Source organism: Variovorax sp. PAMC26660, from assembly GCF_014302995.1.
GTDB lineage: Bacteria > Pseudomonadota > Gammaproteobacteria > Burkholderiales > Burkholderiaceae_C > Variovorax.
The window spans coordinates 5,867,251-5,882,869 of the sequence record NZ_CP060295.1 but is presented as its reverse complement, the minus strand read 5'-3'; the positions used below and the strand labels follow the sequence as shown (position 1 = coordinate 5,882,869).

Below are 15,619 nucleotides of genomic sequence, written 5' to 3'. Positions count from 1 at the left end.
GGCGTCATTCAGCCAAACACCCGCCAGGGAATCTTCATGCGCCTCACCTCCCCGTCCTGTATGAGCGCATACAGCTTTCCCGCATCGGGCATCTCCTTCAGCGCCTTCCAGGGCAGGCTTGATCCGCACCGGGCAGGCGCATGACGGCGGCGACACAGGTCGCGCTGGTCGAGGACGACACCGGCATGCGCGAGCGCATCGCGCGGGTCGTCGATGCAGACCCGTCGCTGACCTTGGCCTACAGCGCCTCCAACGCCCTCGACATCCTCGGGTGGCTGGTCCACAACCCGGTGGACGTGCTGCTGGTCGACCTCGGCCTGCCCGATCACCCCGGCCTGCAGGTCATCAGCCAGTGCCGCCACATGCAACCGGCCTGCGCGGTGATGGTGCTGTCCATCTTCGGCGACGAGGCCAACATGGTCCAGGCCTTCGAGGCCGGCGCCAGCGGCTACCTGCTGAAGGACGGCACCGAGGCCGACCTGGCCACCCACATCCGTCACCTGCGCGCGGGTGGCTCACCCATGTCGCCGGTGATCGCACGGCAGTTGCTGCGCCGCTGGCAGACCCGCGCCGGCACGCCACCCGAGCCCACCGGTGTCCGCCCGCCCAGCGCCACGGCCTATGGCGCCAGCACGGCGTCCGAGCGCCTGTCGCCGCGCGAGTTCGAGGTGCTCGACCTCGTGTCTCGTGGTTTCACCTATGTCGAAGTCGGCGTGCAGATGGGAGTCTCGGCGTCGACAGTCCAAACTCACATCCGCAATATCTACGGCAAGCTGGATGTGCACAACAAATCGGAAGCCGTGTTCGAGGCCCGCAATCTCGGCTGGCTTCCCTAGTCGCGTGACACCCGGGGGACTCCATCGCCTGCTGCTCACGGCGCTGCTGCTGATGGCAGCGTTGACGGGTCATTCCACGCACGCAGCCAAAGCAGCCGAAGCGATGGACGTGACCTCCGCCGAGGCCACCCTCGAACCCGATGGCCTTCCCGCCCAGGTGCGCCGGGTGCAACTGCCATTCCGCTGGGACCACGAGTTCCCGGGCCTCGGCGGCAAGGCCAGCTACCGCATCGACCTGCCCGCAGCGGCAGTGCCGGCCGGCGAGCCTTCGGCGCTGCTGCTTTCAGGCGTGGGCAACCAGGTGGCGGTGCTGTTCAACGCTGCCCTCGTCGCCAGCTTCGGCACGCTGGGCGATCCCGAATACGACGCGGCCAAGGGCAACCAACTGGTTCCCGTGGCGGCCGCCCTGCACCGCGAGGGCCAGGCGCAGGCACTCGTCATCCGCACCACCATCCAGCGCCAGCGCGGCGCGGGGCTGGCCAGCATCCGCTACGGCACCGAGGCCTCGCTCGCATCGCTCTACCGCGAGCAGCAGAACTGGCGCAACACCTCGGCCATCGTCTATGCGGTCAGCCTGCTGCTGATGGGCGGCATGGCCGGCGGCCTCTGGCTGCGCCAGCGCGATGCGCTCTACGGTTGCTTCGCGCTGGCCGCGCTCTCGGGCGTGACGCGCAACCTCGACCGCGTGTGGACCGAGGTGCCGGTGCCGTGGCCGCTCTGGGGCGCGGTGGTGGCGGTTTGCTACGCGATGCACATCGGGCTGATCGCGCGCTTCGTGCTGCTGGTGCTGGACCGCAATCCGCCCTGGCTGGTGCGGTCGATCTACATTGCCCTCGCGTTGTCCGTGACGCTGGCCTGTGCCTCCTTCGCATTCGCACTGCCGACGCTGTGGACTGGCGGCCTCGTCGTCCTGCAAATGATCAGCATCGTCTGCCTGCCCTACGTGATCCACGGTGCGCTGGTGGCACGCCGGCGCATTGCGGGCGTGCTGATGGCGGCCGGCACGCTCGCCATCCTGGCCGGCGCGCACGACCTGCTGCTGGTGCGCATGGGCCTGTTCGGCGGTGCCTACTACACGCTCACGCCGCACGCGATGTTCTTCTTCGTGATGATCCTGGCCGGCCTGGTGGTCGAGCGCTACAGCCGCACGGTGGCCGACTACGGTGCGCTCAACGCCAACCTCGCAGCCCGCGTCGCGGAGCGCGAAGAACAGTTGCGCGGCGCCTTCGAAACCGTGCGCCAGCAACAGCAGGAGCAGGCCGTTCTGCTGGAGCGCCAGCGCATCATGCGGGAGATCCACGATGGCGTGGGCTCGCAACTGGTGGGCCTGCTCAACGTGGTGACCCAGGCCGTGCCCGACCGAGGCGTGGTCGAAGAGCACGTGAAGCTCGCGCTGGACGAAATGCGCATGGCCGTCGATTCGCTGCAGCCCACGCACGACGACCTGCCCACCGTGCTGGCCACGCTGCGCTACCGCCTGCAACCGCGCCTGGACGCCGCCGGCATCGAACTGGTGTGGGACGTCGCTGTGATTCCCACGGTCGCGCCCTTCGCCGCGCAGGCTGCCCTGCAACTGCAGCGCATCCTGCTGGAAGCCTTCACCAATGTGCTCAAGCATGCGTCGGCCACGCGCATCGTGATGCATGCGAGCTGGCATGGCGACGAAACGCCGCCGCTGGTGCGCATCGTGCTCACGGACAACGGCCGTGGCCTGCTGGCAGCGCCCGCCGGTGGCCGGTCGAGGGGGCACGGCATCACCAACATGCGGGCGCGCGCCCAGTCCATCGGCGCGCGGCTGCACATCGAAACGGCCGACGAGCGAACGGGCGGAACGCGCGTGCTGCTCGACTGGCCCTGCGTCCTGCCCTGACAGGCCGCGGCGTCAGCGCAGCGCAAACGCCAGCGTGACCGCACCCAGCGCGAGCAGCGCCAGTCCGGCGATGAAGACCATCTCGCCCCAGGCCTCCAGCCGTGCACCCGATATGCGCGTGCGCATGGAGATGAAAGACAACAACGCACTGGCCAGGAAGACCAGCGCGTCGACAGCCAGCAAACGATCGATCAGCAGCCGCATGTCATCGCGCGGCCCGAGATGCCCGATCGACATCACGGTCATGCACACGCCGATCATCGTGGCCGACGTGGGCAGGATGTGCGCCGAGAGGCCGCCGGCAGATGACGTCATGCTTTTTTCTTCCCGTCTTTTCAAGGAACACCGCGGAACCGGCTTTGCCGGGCCGCCGGTGTTGCCCCCGGTAGGGGGTTGGAGAAGCGACACGAAGTGCGCGAAGCCTGGGGGCGAGCCTTATCCAATGCGGACCGGCACGAAGATCTTGTCTTCGCCGCGCTGGATCAGCAGCGCCACCGACTTGTTGGTGGACTTCGCCACCACCTCGCGCACCTGCTCCAGGCTCTGCGCCGGCGTGCCGTTGATGGCCAGCAGCACGTCGCCTGCCTGCACACCGGCCTGCGCCGAGGGGCCCGCCGCGTCTTCGATCAACAGACCGCTTTCAACGCCGGCCTGGCGCTTTTCCTGCGGCTGCAGGGGGCGCAGCGCCAGACCCAGCTTGCCCTGGCCCGTGGCGGTGTCGGCCTTCGCGACCTGCGCCGGCTTGTCGCTGGCGTCGCCAAGCTTCGCCTGCAGCTCCTGGCGCTCGCCCTGGCGCCACACTTCGAGCGTGACCTTCTTGCCGGGCGCCTGCTGCCCGATCACCGCGGGCAAATCGCCCGACGACACGATGGCCTGGCCGTCGACCTTGCGGATCACGTCGCCCGCCTTCAGGCCCGCCTTGTCGCCGGGGCCGCCCTTCTCGATGTTCGAGACCAGTGCGCCCTCGGGCTTGTCGAGCTTGAACGAATCGGCAAAGGCCTGGTTCACTTCCTGCACCGCCACGCCGAGCCGGCCGTGCGTGGCCTTGCCGGTGGCGACGATCTGGTCTTTCACCTGGATCGCCACGTCGATCGGGATCGCGAACGACAGGCCCTGGTAGCCACCGCTGCGGCTGTAGATCTGCGAGTTGATGCCCACCACCTCGCCGCGCGTGTTGAGCAGCGGGCCACCGGAGTTGCCGGGGTTCACGGCCACGTCGGTCTGGATGAAGGGCACGTAGCTGTCGTCGGGCAGCGAACGGCCCTTGGCGCTGACCACGCCGGCCGTTACGGTGTTCTCGAAGCCGAAGGGCGAGCCGATGGCCAGCACCCATTCGCCGACCTTCAGGTCCTTGGTGTTGCCCATCGCAAGCACCGGCAGGTTCTTCGCGTCGATCTTGAGCACGGCGATGTCGGTCTTGGCGTCCGCACCGAGCACCTTGGCGCGGAACTCGCGGCGGTCGGTCAGCTTGACGGTGACCTCCTTCGCGTCCTTCACGACGTGGGCATTGGTGATGATGATGCCGTTCGGGTCCACGATGAAGCCCGAGCCTTCGGCGCGCACCGGCACGTCGCGTTGCTGCTGCTGGCCGCGCGGATTCATCTGGCCCTGGAAGCGGCGGAAGAACTGGAACATCGGATCGTCCGGGTCCATGCCCTGGATCTCGGCAGCGGCCTGGTCATCCGAGGCCTTCATGGTGCCGGTCACGCTGATGTTAACCACGGCCGGGCCGTCGCGCGAGGTGATGGTCGAGAAGTCGGGCAGCGTGACCATGGCCGCGGGCGCCGCCACTGTGGCGGTGGGTGTCGACGCGTTCACGGCACGGGCGCTGGTGTAGGCACCGGCACTGACGGCGCCGATCACACCTGCGCTCGCCAGTGCAATCACCAGGGCGCGGGGCGAAGTCAGACGGGTGTTCATTTGTCGGTTCCTTTCAATGCGTATGAACGCAAACACGATGAAAGGAATGTCGTTGCGCTGACTTAAGCACCGCTTAAACGGCGCGCCCTTCGCAAAAAGCCTCAGGCGTGCACCGGAAAGCGCACCCGCACGCGCAGGCCGCCCAGGCTCGGCGAGGCGTCGAGCGCCACCGTGGCGCCGTGCAGTTCGGCAATCGACTTGACGATGGCAAGGCCCAGGCCGCTGCCCGGCGCCTGTGTTTCGCCCGAACGGTAGAAGCGGTCGAGCACGCGCTCGCGCTCGGCTTCGGGCAGTCCCGGGCCGCTGTCGTCGACGCTGAGTTCGACTGCGTCGTCGAGCCGGGCGATGCCGATGTCGACACGGCCCTCGATGGGCGTGTACTTGACCGCGTTTTCGAGCAGGTTGCGCAGCAGCATGCGCAGGGCTTCCGACTGGCCGCTGACCACGGCCGCATCGGCATGGGTGATGCCGATGTCGATGCCGCGTGCCTGCGCAGCGGCCACGGCATCGGACACCGCCAGGCGCGCGACCTCGGACAGATCGACCGGCTCGGGCTTGGCACCGGCCGCCATGCTGGCCTCGTGGCGGGCCAGTGCAAGCATCTGCTCGACAAGTCGCGTGGCGCGGTCGATGCCTGCGACCAGCCGGCTCACGGCCAAGTCCCTCGATGCGCCATCCGGCGCGCGCTGCAGGCCCTGCACCTGCAGCTTCAACGCCGCCAACGGCGAGCGCAACTCATGCGCCGCATCGGCGACGAAATGCTTCTGCGCATCGAAGGCATGGCGCACCCGGTCGAACAGCAGGTTCAGCTCCTGCACCAGCGGACGCACCTCTTCCGGCAGGCCCTCCTCGCTGACCGGCGACAGATCGTCGGCCTGCCGCGACGCCACCTGCTTGCGCACACGCGCCACCGGCGCCAGGGATCGGCTCACGACCCACCACACGACCAGCATCAGCAGCGGCGCCATCAGCGCCACCGGCGCGATGGTTCGCAGCGCCAGCGTGCCGGCCATGTGCCGCCGCGCGGCCATGTCCTGCGCCACCTGGATCACCAGCCCGCGCGTCTGCATCGAGAACACGCGGTAGGTGGTGCCACGCGCATGCACGTCGGCAAAACCCAGCACCGCGAGCTGCGGCAACGCGGCCTGCTCGGCCGACTCGAAGATGCGCACGCCATCGGCGGTCCACACCTGCACGACGAAATCGAAGTTCTGTTCGCCGCTGCCGATGCCGCCGACCGCCGCACTCGGCGGCAGGCCTGCGCGCAGCGACATCGCCATCTGCTGCATGTGATAGTCGAAGATGTCGTCGGCTTCGCTCAGCACCGTGCGGTAGGCCACGAGCGCCTGCGCGCCAGCCGCCAGCACGATGGCCGCGAGCAGGAACCACAGCAACCGCGCGCGCAGCGATCCCGTCAGGCTGCGCCTCATACCTTCGGCACCATGTAGCCGACACCGCGCACGTTGCGGATCAGTTCCGCGCCGAGCTTCTTGCGCAGGCCGTGCACGTACACCTCGACGGCGTTGCTGCTGATCTCGTCTTTCCAGCTGTAGAGTTTTTCTTCGAGCTGGGCACGGGAGAGCACCATGCCGGGCCGCGCGAGCAACGGCTCCAGCACAGCCCATTCGCGTGCCGAGAGCACCACCGGCTGCCCGTTGACCGTGACCTCGCGCGTGGCCGGGTTGATGCTCACGCCCATGTGCTCGTAGACCGGCTCCGCGCGGCCCGCGGCGCGGCGCAACAAGGCACGGATGCGGGCCAGCAGTTCATCGAGGTCGTAGGGCTTGAGCACGTAGTCGTCGGCACCGGCATCGAGCCCTTCGATGCGCTGCTGAACCGAGTCGCGCGCGGTGGCGATCAGCACTGGCATGCGCTGCTTGCGCGCGCGCAGGTTGCGCAGCACCTCGAGGCCATCACGCCGGGGCACGCCCAGGTCGAGCATCACGAGGTCGTATTGCTGAGTGCGCAGCGCCGACTCGGCAGCCTCGCCGTCTTTCACCCAGTCCACCGCGTATTGCTCGGCGCGCAGCAGGTCGAGCACGGCCTCGCCGATCATCACGTCGTCTTCGAGAAGCAGGAGTCGCATGGTTGTGTTCCGGTTTCAGGCTTCGAGGCAGAGGTTGCGGCGAAGTTCAGTCAGAGCAAGGAGCGGACTTCGCGCGCCGCCTCGAACAGCAGCGGCAGCATGTCGCGTTGCAGGGCCTCTTCCTGGTAGCGCGTGCCCGACAGCACCACGTTGAGCGCGGCCACCGTGTGACCCTGCATGTCGCGCAGCGGCACCGCGAGCGCCTGCACACCAAGTTCGTGCTCTTCGCTCGCGAAGCAATGGTCGTCCTTGCGTGCGCGCGCGATCAGTTGGCGCAGGCCGCGCGCCTGCGTCACGGTGTGCGGTGTCAGCCGCGCGAGGTGGCGGCCCTTGAGCCACTGCGTGAGCTGGGTGGGCGGCAAGGCCGCCAGCAGCACGCGGCCAGTGGAGGTGGCGTGGGCCGGCAGCCGCGCGCCGAGATGCAGGCCGTAGGCCAGCACGCGCGTCGGTGTGCCGTAGCTGCCGCTGCGCGCGACGATCACCACCTCTTCCCCGTCGAGCACCACCGCGGAGAACGATTCTCCGGTCTGCGCCGCGAGCCGGTTCAGCGTGGGTTGCAACGCACGCGGCAGGCGCGACGAGGCCAGGTAGCTTCCCGAGAAACGCAGCACCTTGGGCGCCATCCAGAAATAGCTGCCGTCGGTTTCAAGATAGCCCAGGTGAGCCAGTGTCAGCAGATGCCGGCGGGCGGCAGCGCGCGTGAGGCCGGCGCGCTCGGCGGCCAGGGTGGCATTCAGGCGCTGGCGTTCGGTGTCGAAGCTCTCCAGCACCGCCATTCCCTTGGCAATGCCTTCAATGAAATCGGCTTTGGCGATGGTCATTCGTGGTTCTGTCGAAGTGTTTGCGCGATCATCGCGCACGCGTTCGCATGATCGCACAGAGCCTCTCGGTCCCATGCGCCAAAGGGCCGGGCGCGCCCTACGCTCTGCAAAACCAATCGGAGACACGAACATGCGCACCCAGGTCGCCATCATCGGCGCAGGCCCCGCCGGCCTTCTGCTCGGCCAACTGCTGCACAAGGCAGGCATCGACAACGTCATCGTCGAACGCCAGAGCGGCGACTACGTGCTGGGCCGCATCCGCGCCGGCGTGCTGGAACAGATCACGATGGACTTGCTGGCGCGCGCCGGCGTCGATGCCCGCGCCAAGGCCGAGGGCCTGCCGCACGAAGGCATCGAGTTGCTGTTCAAGGGCGCACGCCATCGCATCGACATGCACAGCCTCACGGGCGGCAAGCAGGTCACGGTGTATGGGCAGACCGAAGTGACGCGCGACCTGATGGAAGCGCGCACGGCCGAAGGCCTTGCCACCATCTACAGCGCGGCGAACGTCAGCCTGCACGACTTCGATTCGGCCAAGCCGCGCGTGCGCTACGAGAAGGACGGCCAGACACACGAGATCGAATGCGACTTCATCGCCGGCTGCGACGGCTACCACGGCGTGAGCCGCGCCAGCGTGCCGGCCGATGCGATCCAGACCTACGAGAAGATCTACCCCTTCGGCTGGCTGGGCGTGCTGTCCGACGTGCCGCCGGTGTCGCATGAACTGATCTACGCCAACACCGAGCGCGGCTTTGCGCTGTGCAGCATGCGCAGCGCCACACGCTCACGCTATTACGTGCAGGTGCCGACCGAGGAGCGCGTGGAAAACTGGAGCGACGAAGCCTTCTGGAACGAGCTGCGCGCGCGACTCGACCCCGAGGCCCGCGAACAGTTGGTGACCGGCCCCTCGCTCGAAAAGAGCATTGCGCCGCTGCGCAGCTTCGTCGCCGAGCCGATGCGCTTCGGCGCGCTGTTCCTGGCCGGCGACGCCGCGCACATCGTGCCGCCGACGGGTGCCAAGGGGCTGAACCTCGCGACCGCCGACGTGGGCTATCTCTCGCGTGCGCTCGAGATTTTCTACGGCGAGAAATCGGCTTCGGCGCTCGATCGCTATTCCGACCTCTGCCTGCGCCGGGTCTGGAAGGCGGAGCGCTTCTCGTGGTGGTTCACGTCGCTGATGCACCGCTTTCCCGAAACCGGCGCCTTCGGCCAGAAGATCCAGGAAGCCGAACTCGACTACCTGGTGCACTCGAAGGCGGCTTCGACCGCGCTGGCGGAAAACTACGTCGGCCTGCCGCTCGAAGACTTCTAGGCGAGCGGCGTCGCCGGAACGCTGCGCCCTTCGAGCGTGGCTTTCATCGCCTGTCCGCCCTGCGCCATCATCGGCTCGATGTAAGCGGCCCATGTGTCCGGCAGCACGTCGGTGATCCAGACGAAGCGCGAGCGCCCATCGCCCTGCGCGAACACCTGTGCCGATGCGTGGTGGTGGCTGGCCTTGCCATCGGTGACGGTGTAGGCCAGACGGCGGTTCGCCTCGTCAAGGCCGACCAGCATCTCGCGCGCCACGAGGCCGTTGGCAAAGCTGACGATGCGGGCACCCGTGCCATCGAGCTTGCAGCCGGTCAGGAAGCCCGGCGCTAGGCGTGTGTGCACGGCGCCGAAGTCGCGCAATGCGTCCCACACCTGTGATGCATCCGCTTCGACGATGAATTCCTTGTAGATCGTTGCCATGGTCTTGCGCGCGCCTCAGGGGCAAACGGCCTCGATGTTGTTGCCGTCGGGATCGATCAGGAAGGCCGCGTAGTAGGTCGGGCTGTAGTCGGTGCGCGGACCGGCGCCGCCGTTGTCGGTGCCGCCTGCCTTCAGGCCCGCTTTGTGAAAGGCCGCGACGGCCTTGTGATCGGTCGCACGGAACGCAATGTGGGTGCCCGGCCCCTTCGCGCCCTTGGCTGCATAAAGCCACAGCGCAGGCGCTTCAGCCGGGCCGATGCCGGCATAGCTGTCGTCGTGCGAACCCAGCACATGGCCGAGTGGCGCCAGTGCAGCTTCGTAGAAATGGCGGCTCGCGGCGAGGTCCGCGACTTTCAATCCGATGTGGTCGTACATGATGGCTTCCTGCTCGATGTGTGAATCAGGCGGTCATCATGGAAGAGCGCGGCAATGCGGTCTTGGAAAATCTTGCGGTCGCCCTTGGCGGCCTGCCGAAAGCCACGCGGCGACACACCGGCCGCACGATGGAAGGTGCGAACGAAATTGCTGAGGTCGGCAAAGCCCACGTCGAGGGCCACGTCGGTCACGGGGCGGTCGTCGTCCGCGAGCAGGCGTGCGGCATGGCGCAGCCGGGAACGCACGAGGTACTGGTGCGGCGTGACGCCGAGCACCTGCGAGAACAGGCGAAGGAAGTGAAACGAACTCAGGCCTGCTTCGGACGCGGCGCCGTCGAGGCCGATGTTGTCGTGGGAGTTGGCGTCGATCCACATGGCCGCATCCACCGCACGGCGACGGTCGCGCGCGCCAGCGGATTGCAGCGACGGCGGCTTGCCGCGCCCGCCCACCACTTCGACAAAACGGCTGGCGAACCACATGCCCAGTTCGTCCAGCCCGACATCGCTCTGGCCCTCGGCCGCAACCTGGGCGAGTTCGCCCAGCACCATGAGTTCAGGCAGTGGCGGCAGACCCGCCGTGCGCCAGGTGCGCTGGTCACCGCCGATCAGGTCGACGAAACCCGGCGACAGGTGAAAGGCCAGGCATTCGTCGCCGCAGATGTGATGGTCGTGCGTGCAGATGTATTCGTCGCCCGGACAGCCCACCAGCACCGAGCCGGCGACCAGTTCATAGGCGTTGCCGCGCGTGCGGTAGCCGAAGCTGCCCTTGCGCACGTACGAGACCGAATAGTCGGTGTGCACCTCGGTGAACGGCTGCGCATCGGGGCCCGCGTCGCAGCGGTAGCTCGATACGCGGATCGGGTCGGTCTGCAGTTCGGTGGTGACGAGCATCGCGTTTCACCCTGCGGCGAGCGTTCTTTCTAGTCGACGGTCTGCATGGCCTGCCAGACACGCGACGGGCTCAATGGCATGTGCAGGCGCGGTGCGCGCGTTGCCAGTCCGTTGCGGGCGAAGGCATCGGCCACCGCATTGACGATGGCCGGCGTCGCGCCGATGGTGCCAAGCTCGCCCACGCCCTTCACGCCCAACGGGTTGTTGGTGCACGGCGTCGATTCGTCCATTTCCATGTTGAACATGGTGCTGACGATGTCGGCCCGCGGGGCGGCGTAGTCCATCAGGCTGCCGGTGACGGGCTGGCCGGTTTCGTGGTCGTACACCACCTGCTCGTACAGCGCCTGCCCGATGCCCTGCACCGCGCCGCCTTCGAGCTGGCCGCGCACGATCATCGGATTGATGACGCGGCCCACGTCGTTGACGGAGCTGTAGGCCACCACGCTGATCTCGCCGGTGGGCGGGTCGATCTCGATCTCGCAGATGTGGCAGCCGTTGGGCCAGGTCGGGCCCGCCACGGTGCTGGTGGAGTCGATGAAGATCTCGCGCTCGGGCTGCTTGCCGGCCAGCGTGAAGAGGTCGAGTTCGAGGTCGGTGCCGGCCACGGTGAAGACGCCGCGGCTGTAGGTGATGTCGTCGAGGGCGGCTTCGAATTCCTGCGCTGCGAGTTCGCGTGCCTTGTCGATGGTGCGCTCGGCGCCGATGCGCACGGCCGAGCCGCCGGTGAAGAGCGAGCGCGAGCCGGCGCTGCCGAAGCCGTCGCCGCGGTCGGTGTCGCCGAGCACCACGCGCACCTTGTCGATCGGCACGCCGAAGGCATCGACCGCCAGTTGCGCGAGCGACGTGGCAATGCCCTGCCCCATGGCATTGACGGCGGAAAACACCTCGATCACGCCGTCGGCCTGCACCGAGACGGTGACGCGCTCCTCGAACACATTGCCGCCCGTCCATTCAAGAAAGGTGGCAATGCCCAGGCCGCGATGCTTGCCATGGCTGGCCGATTCGGCCGCGCGGGCCTCGAAGCCCTCCCAGTCGGCGAGTGCCAGCGCCTGGTCCATCACCGACTCGAAATTGCCGGTGTCGTAGGTCTGCGCCATCGGGTTCTTGTACGGCATCTGCTCGGGGCGGATGAAGTTGCGCCGGCGCAGCAGAATGCGGTCGATGCCGGTCTGGCGTGCGGCTTCGTCCATCAAGCGCTCGATGGTGAAGATGGCTTCGGGCCGGCCCGCACCGCGGTAGGCACCCGTGGGGGCCGTGTTGGTGAGCACGGCCTTGAAGTGGAAGTCGATGGTCTGGATGTCGTAGACGCTGGTCTGCACCCAGGGGCCGATCAGCAACTGGATCGCGACGCCGGTGCCGGTGGCGTAGGCGCCCACGTTGGCCAGCGTCTTGATGCGCAGCGCCAGGATCCTGCCGTTGGCGTCGAGCGCCATTTCGGCACGCGCCTCGATGTCGCGGCCGTGCGCGCTCGACAGGAATTCTTCGCTGCGGTCGGCCACCCACTTGACCGGTCGCTTGACCTGCAGGGCTGCGAAGGCAACCGCGATGTCTTCGGGGTAGGCGCCGGTCTTCATGCCGAAACCGCCGCCCACGTCGCCCACCACCACGCGCACTTTTTCCTTGGCAAGGCCGATGGCCGCACACACGGAATCGCGCACGCCCGAAGGCATCTGCGTGCTCATGCGGATCGTGAGGCGATCGGTCTCGGCGTCGTGCGCCGCGAGCACGGAACGCGGCTCGATGGTCAGCGCAACCACGCGCTGGTTGTTCACGTCGAGCGCGACCACATGGCTAGCCTTGGCAAAGGCGGCGGTTGCGGCTTCGCTGCTGCCGTGCCGCATCTCTGCTGCGATGTTGCCGGAGGCCTCTTCGCACAACTGCGGCGCACCTTCGGCGGTGGCGCTTGCGAGGTCGACCACCATGGGCAGGTCTTCGTAGTCGATCAGGATGGCTTCGGTCGCATCGCGCGCCTGCTGGATCGTGTCGGCAACGACTGCCGCCACGGCTTCACCGACGAAGCGCGTGCGCTCGTGGGCGATGGCATGGCGTGGCGGGCTGGCGCTGTCGGTGCCGTCCGCACGCTTGAAGCCAGCGGCACCCGGCATGGGCTTCACGCCAGCTGTGGCCAGGTCGGCACCGGTGATCACGCACAACACGCCGGGCATGGCTGCGGCCGCGCTGGTGTCGATCGAGAGGATGCGTGCGTGCGGGTAGGCGGAGCGAAGGAAAACGAGATGCGCCTGGTCGGGAAGCGTGACGTCGTCTGTGTAGTGTCCGGCACCTGCCAGCAGGCTTTCGTCTTCGAGGCGGCGCACCGCCTGGCCGCTGCCGAAGCGCGTGGGGTTGGGTTCAGTGGTCAACGTGGTCCTCTTGTGCTGGTCCCCGGCGCGAAACACATGCCTGCCGGATCCGCTTTGGGTGCTGCGAATGCAAGCTGTGCACTATATGGTCTTCGACGGGTCTTGTGGGTGTGTCGTGCCAACGGTTGCAACGCCCGAGCCACAGTCTGCTGGACAGACCCATGGCGTACGCAATTTTCCCTCAACTGGATTCAGCTTTTCGCGAAGCCGTGTATACCTAGGCCCATGCAACAACTGCCCTGGCTCGAACCCGGAGATGCCCTGCCAGACCCCGCCTCGGCGTGGGGCGTGGCCGACCCTGTGCCCGGCCTTCTCGCGGCCGGAGGCGCGCTGGACGTCGATACTTTGATGCAGGCCTACAGCCACTGCGTCTTTCCGTGGTTCAGCGAAGACCAGCCCATCCTCTGGTGGAGCCCGGACCCGCGCATGGTGCTGCAAGTGGCGCAGTTCAAGCTGCACCGCTCGCTACGCAAGACCCTGACCCGATTTGCGGAAACACCCGGCTGCGAGGTGCGCATCGACCATGACTTCGCCTCGGTCATCGAGGCCTGTTCGCACTCGCCGCGCGTGGGCCAGTCGGGCACCTGGATCGTGCCGGACATGGTGAAGGCCTATACGAATTTGCACAAAGCCGGGCATGCCCACAGCGTCGAGACCTGGATCGACGGCAAGCTCGCGGGTGGCCTGTATTGCGTGGCGCTGGGCCGTGCGGTGTTCGGCGAATCGATGTTCACCCGCCAACCCGATGCCTCGAAGATCGCGCTGGCCGCGCTGGTGTCGCTGTGCCGGCACTTCGGCGTCCAGATGATCGATTGCCAGCAGAACACCGCCCATCTGGCGAGCCTTGGCGCCCACGAGATGGCACGCAAGCGCTTCGTCGCGCATGTGGCCACTGCGCGACAGCAAGAGGCCCCACGGTGGCGATTCGACCCCGTATACTGGAACGAACTCCTGTCCGCGCGACCTCCTCTTTCGACGTGACGCACCTCAAGGATCTCCCGCTTCACACGCTGCAGTTCTATGCGACGGCGCCCTATCCTTGCAGCTATCTGCCGGATCGCCAGGCCCGCTCGCAGGTGGCCACGCCCAGCCACCTGATCCACAACGACGCGTATTCCGACCTCGTACTCAGCGGTTTCCGGCGCAGTGGCATGTTCACCTACCGCCCTTACTGCGACGGCTGCCGCGCGTGCATTCCCTTGCGGGTGCTGGCCAACGAATTCCGTCCCACGCGCAGCCAGCGGCGTGCGGTGAAACAACATTCCGACCTGCAGGCGCGCGTGCTCAAGCTCTGCTTCATGCCCGAGCACTACCAGCTCTACCTGCGCTACCAGAACGGCCGCCACGCAGGCGGCGGCATGGACCACGACAGCATCGACCAGTACACCCAGTTCCTGTTGCAAAGCCGGGTCAATTCACGGCTGGTGGAGTTTCGCGAAACGCTGCCCGACGGCAGTGCTGGCGCGCTTCGGATGGTCTCCATCCTCGACGTGCTGAACGATGGCATCTCGGCCGTCTACACCTTCTATGAGCCGGATACCCGCGCGGCGCCGGGCCGCCCCAAGCAAGCGGACGGCCCCCTCGGGGGGCAGCGAGAGCACACAGTGCCGAGCGTGGGGGCCTCGTCCACGGGCTACGGCACCTACAGCGTGCTCTGGCAGATCGAGCAGGCGCGCAAGCTTGGCCTGCCGCACGTCTACCTCGGCTACTGGATCGAGCAGAGCTCGAAGATGAACTACAAGGCGCGCTTTTCCCCCCACGAAGTGTTGGTGGATGGACACTGGCAGGCATCGGGCGATTTCACAAGGTAAAATGGCGCCCGGTCATCACCGCACAGCGCCATGAGAAAAAACCAATCCGACGTTCCCGCCGTTCCCGTGATCCAGGTGATCGAGCGGATGTTCTCGCTGATCGATGTCCTGGCATCGCGCGAGGAGGCCATGTCGCTGAAGGAGATCAGCGAAAAGACCGGGCTCCATCCTTCCACCACGCACCGCATCCTCAACGACCTGGCGGTCGGCCGCTTTGTCGACCGACCCGAGGCCGGCAGCTACCGGCTCGGCATGCGCCTGCTGGAATTGGGCAACCTGGTAAAGGGCCGGCTCAACGTGCGCGACGCCGCGCTGGGCCCGATGCGCGAGCTGCACAAGCTCACGCAGCAGCCCGTCAACCTGAGCATGCGCCAGGGCGACGAGATCGTGTACATCGAGCGTTCCTACAGCGAGCGTTCGGGCATGCAGGTGGTGCGCGCCATTGGCGGGCGGGCTGCCCTGCACCTCACCTCGACCGGCAAGCTGTTCCTCGCAGCCGACGATCCGCAACGGGTGCGCAGCTACGCAACGCGCACGGGTCTCGCTGGCCACACGCGCAACAGCATCACGCAACTGCCGGCGCTCGAACGAGAGCTGTCGAAGGCACGCCAGTACGGCATTGCCCGCGACAACGAAGAACTCGAACTGGGCGTGCGCTGCATGGCCGCCGGCATCTACGACGACCAGGGCAAGCTGGTGGCGGGCTTGTCGATTTCCGCCCCGGCCGACCGATTGGACGAAGGCTGGTTGCCCAAGCTTCAGGCGACGGCCAATGAGATCTCGGGAGCACTCGGGTTCAAGGATGGGGTGTCTGCTGCCACGCCAGCCCCTGCGAGCAACAGCTCTTCGGTGACGACAGGCACGAGCACCTGATCGACCCCTTCGACAAGGGCCATCCGGTCAAGCAAATAAAAAGGCC

At 67.1% G+C, this 15,619-nt stretch carries 15 protein-coding genes; 6 read left to right on the top strand and 9 right to left on the bottom strand.

What is annotated here, in order from left to right; all coding sequences use genetic code 11:
• The first annotated feature begins 140 nt into the window (after positions 1-140).
• Both H7F35_RS27770 and H7F35_RS27765 read left to right on the top strand, forming a co-directional pair.
• Entirely contained in the window at positions 141-836 is a 696-nt protein-coding gene (locus H7F35_RS27770; protein WP_187109740.1) for a response regulator, read from the top strand.
• Positions 837-840: 4 nt separating this feature from the next.
• On the top strand, positions 841-2,706 hold the full coding sequence (locus tag H7F35_RS27765; protein WP_187109739.1) for an ATP-binding protein: 1,866 nt from the start codon (positions 841-843) through the stop codon (positions 2,704-2,706).
• A gap of 12 nt (positions 2,707-2,718) precedes the next feature.
• Here the strand turns inward: H7F35_RS27765 and H7F35_RS27760 are convergent, their stop codons facing one another.
• The 5 genes from H7F35_RS27760 to H7F35_RS27740 form a co-directional block, all read right to left on the bottom strand.
• Positions 2,719-3,021, bottom strand: coding sequence for a hypothetical protein (locus H7F35_RS27760; protein ID WP_187109738.1), 303 nt, complete (start codon positions 3,019-3,021; stop codon positions 2,719-2,721).
• 120 nt (positions 3,022-3,141) lie between these two features.
• Positions 3,142-4,626, bottom strand: coding sequence for a DegQ family serine endoprotease (locus tag H7F35_RS27755; RefSeq protein WP_187109737.1), 1,485 nt, complete (start codon positions 4,624-4,626; stop codon positions 3,142-3,144).
• 101 nt (positions 4,627-4,727) lie between these two features.
• The gene (locus H7F35_RS27750; RefSeq protein ID WP_187109736.1) at positions 4,728-6,056 is read right to left on the bottom strand and encodes an ATP-binding protein; all 1,329 of its coding nucleotides are present in this window, start codon (positions 6,054-6,056) and stop codon (positions 4,728-4,730) included.
• A complete protein-coding gene (locus H7F35_RS27745; protein ID WP_187109735.1) occupies positions 6,053-6,712 on the bottom strand; it encodes a response regulator in 660 nt (219 codons plus the stop codon). The genes H7F35_RS27750 and H7F35_RS27745 overlap by 4 nt, the downstream gene beginning before the upstream one ends.
• 50 nt (positions 6,713-6,762) lie before the next feature.
• A complete protein-coding gene (locus H7F35_RS27740) occupies positions 6,763-7,533 on the bottom strand; it encodes an IclR family transcriptional regulator C-terminal domain-containing protein (protein WP_187109734.1) in 771 nt (256 codons plus the stop codon).
• Between the two features lie 130 nt (positions 7,534-7,663).
• On the opposite strand from H7F35_RS27740, the gene pobA reads away from it, so the two are divergent.
• Positions 7,664-8,845: a 4-hydroxybenzoate 3-monooxygenase gene (gene pobA, locus H7F35_RS27735; protein ID WP_187109733.1), complete on the top strand. Its 1,182-nt coding sequence runs from the start codon at positions 7,664-7,666 to the stop codon at positions 8,843-8,845.
• On the opposite strand, the gene H7F35_RS27730 is transcribed toward pobA, so the two are convergent.
• Genes H7F35_RS27730 through H7F35_RS27715 form a run of 4 tightly spaced genes read right to left on the bottom strand, consistent with a single transcriptional unit; the run spans position 8,842 to position 12,889 of the window.
• Positions 8,842-9,264 (bottom strand): SRPBCC family protein, encoded by a 423-nt coding sequence (locus tag H7F35_RS27730; RefSeq protein ID WP_187109732.1) that lies wholly within the window; start codon positions 9,262-9,264, stop codon positions 8,842-8,844. The two genes, pobA and H7F35_RS27730, sit on opposite strands and share 4 nt — an antisense overlap.
• A gap of 15 nt (positions 9,265-9,279) precedes the next feature.
• Positions 9,280-9,639, bottom strand: coding sequence for a VOC family protein (locus H7F35_RS27725; protein ID WP_187109731.1), 360 nt, complete (start codon positions 9,637-9,639; stop codon positions 9,280-9,282).
• Positions 9,618-10,529 carry a helix-turn-helix transcriptional regulator gene (locus tag H7F35_RS27720; RefSeq protein WP_187109730.1) on the bottom strand — a complete coding sequence of 304 codons (912 nt, stop codon included), beginning with the start codon at positions 10,527-10,529 and terminating at the stop codon, positions 9,618-9,620. The genes H7F35_RS27725 and H7F35_RS27720 overlap by 22 nt, the downstream gene beginning before the upstream one ends.
• 29 nt (positions 10,530-10,558) lie before the next feature.
• Complete coding sequence (locus H7F35_RS27715) at positions 10,559-12,889, bottom strand: xanthine dehydrogenase family protein molybdopterin-binding subunit (RefSeq protein WP_187109729.1); 2,331 nt, start codon at positions 12,887-12,889, stop codon at positions 10,559-10,561.
• Between the two features lie 225 nt (positions 12,890-13,114).
• Between H7F35_RS27715 and aat the strand changes: the two genes are divergently transcribed.
• Genes aat through H7F35_RS27700 form a run of 3 tightly spaced genes read left to right on the top strand, consistent with a single transcriptional unit; the run spans position 13,115 to position 15,573 of the window.
• A complete protein-coding gene (aat, locus tag H7F35_RS27710; protein ID WP_187109728.1) occupies positions 13,115-13,870 on the top strand; it encodes a leucyl/phenylalanyl-tRNA--protein transferase in 756 nt (251 codons plus the stop codon).
• Positions 13,867-14,700, top strand: a complete 834-nt coding sequence (locus H7F35_RS27705) for an arginyltransferase (protein ID WP_187109727.1) — start codon at positions 13,867-13,869, stop codon at positions 14,698-14,700. The genes aat and H7F35_RS27705 overlap by 4 nt, the downstream gene beginning before the upstream one ends.
• A 30-nt stretch (positions 14,701-14,730) precedes the next feature.
• Positions 14,731-15,573, top strand: coding sequence for an IclR family transcriptional regulator (locus H7F35_RS27700; RefSeq protein WP_187109726.1), 843 nt, complete (start codon positions 14,731-14,733; stop codon positions 15,571-15,573).
• The last annotated feature ends 46 nt before the right edge of the window (positions 15,574-15,619 follow it).

Excerpts from the sequence above, each read along its gene's own strand:
- H7F35_RS27770 (WP_187109740.1), top strand. The coding sequence starts at position 141 with ATGACGGCGGCGACACAGGTCGCGCTGGTCGAGGACGACACCGGCATG.
- H7F35_RS27760 (WP_187109738.1), bottom strand. The coding sequence starts at position 3,021 with ATGACGTCATCTGCCGGCGGCCTCTCGGCGCACATCCTGCCCACGTCG.
- H7F35_RS27745 (WP_187109735.1), bottom strand. The coding sequence starts at position 6,712 with ATGCGACTCCTGCTTCTCGAAGACGACGTGATGATCGGCGAGGCCGTG.
- H7F35_RS27740 (WP_187109734.1), bottom strand. The coding sequence starts at position 7,533 with ATGACCATCGCCAAAGCCGATTTCATTGAAGGCATTGCCAAGGGAATG.
- H7F35_RS27700 (WP_187109726.1), top strand. The coding sequence starts at position 14,731 with ATGAGAAAAAACCAATCCGACGTTCCCGCCGTTCCCGTGATCCAGGTG.
- H7F35_RS27750 (WP_187109736.1), bottom strand. The coding sequence starts at position 6,056 with ATGAGGCGCAGCCTGACGGGATCGCTGCGCGCGCGGTTGCTGTGGTTC.
- H7F35_RS27720 (WP_187109730.1), bottom strand. The coding sequence starts at position 10,529 with ATGCTCGTCACCACCGAACTGCAGACCGACCCGATCCGCGTATCGAGC.
- H7F35_RS27755 (WP_187109737.1), bottom strand. The coding sequence starts at position 4,626 with ATGAACACCCGTCTGACTTCGCCCCGCGCCCTGGTGATTGCACTGGCG.
- H7F35_RS27730 (WP_187109732.1), bottom strand. The coding sequence starts at position 9,264 with ATGGCAACGATCTACAAGGAATTCATCGTCGAAGCGGATGCATCACAG.
- H7F35_RS27725 (WP_187109731.1), bottom strand. The coding sequence starts at position 9,639 with ATGTACGACCACATCGGATTGAAAGTCGCGGACCTCGCCGCGAGCCGC.
- aat (WP_187109728.1), top strand. The coding sequence starts at position 13,115 with ATGCAACAACTGCCCTGGCTCGAACCCGGAGATGCCCTGCCAGACCCC.
- pobA (WP_187109733.1), top strand. The coding sequence starts at position 7,664 with ATGCGCACCCAGGTCGCCATCATCGGCGCAGGCCCCGCCGGCCTTCTG.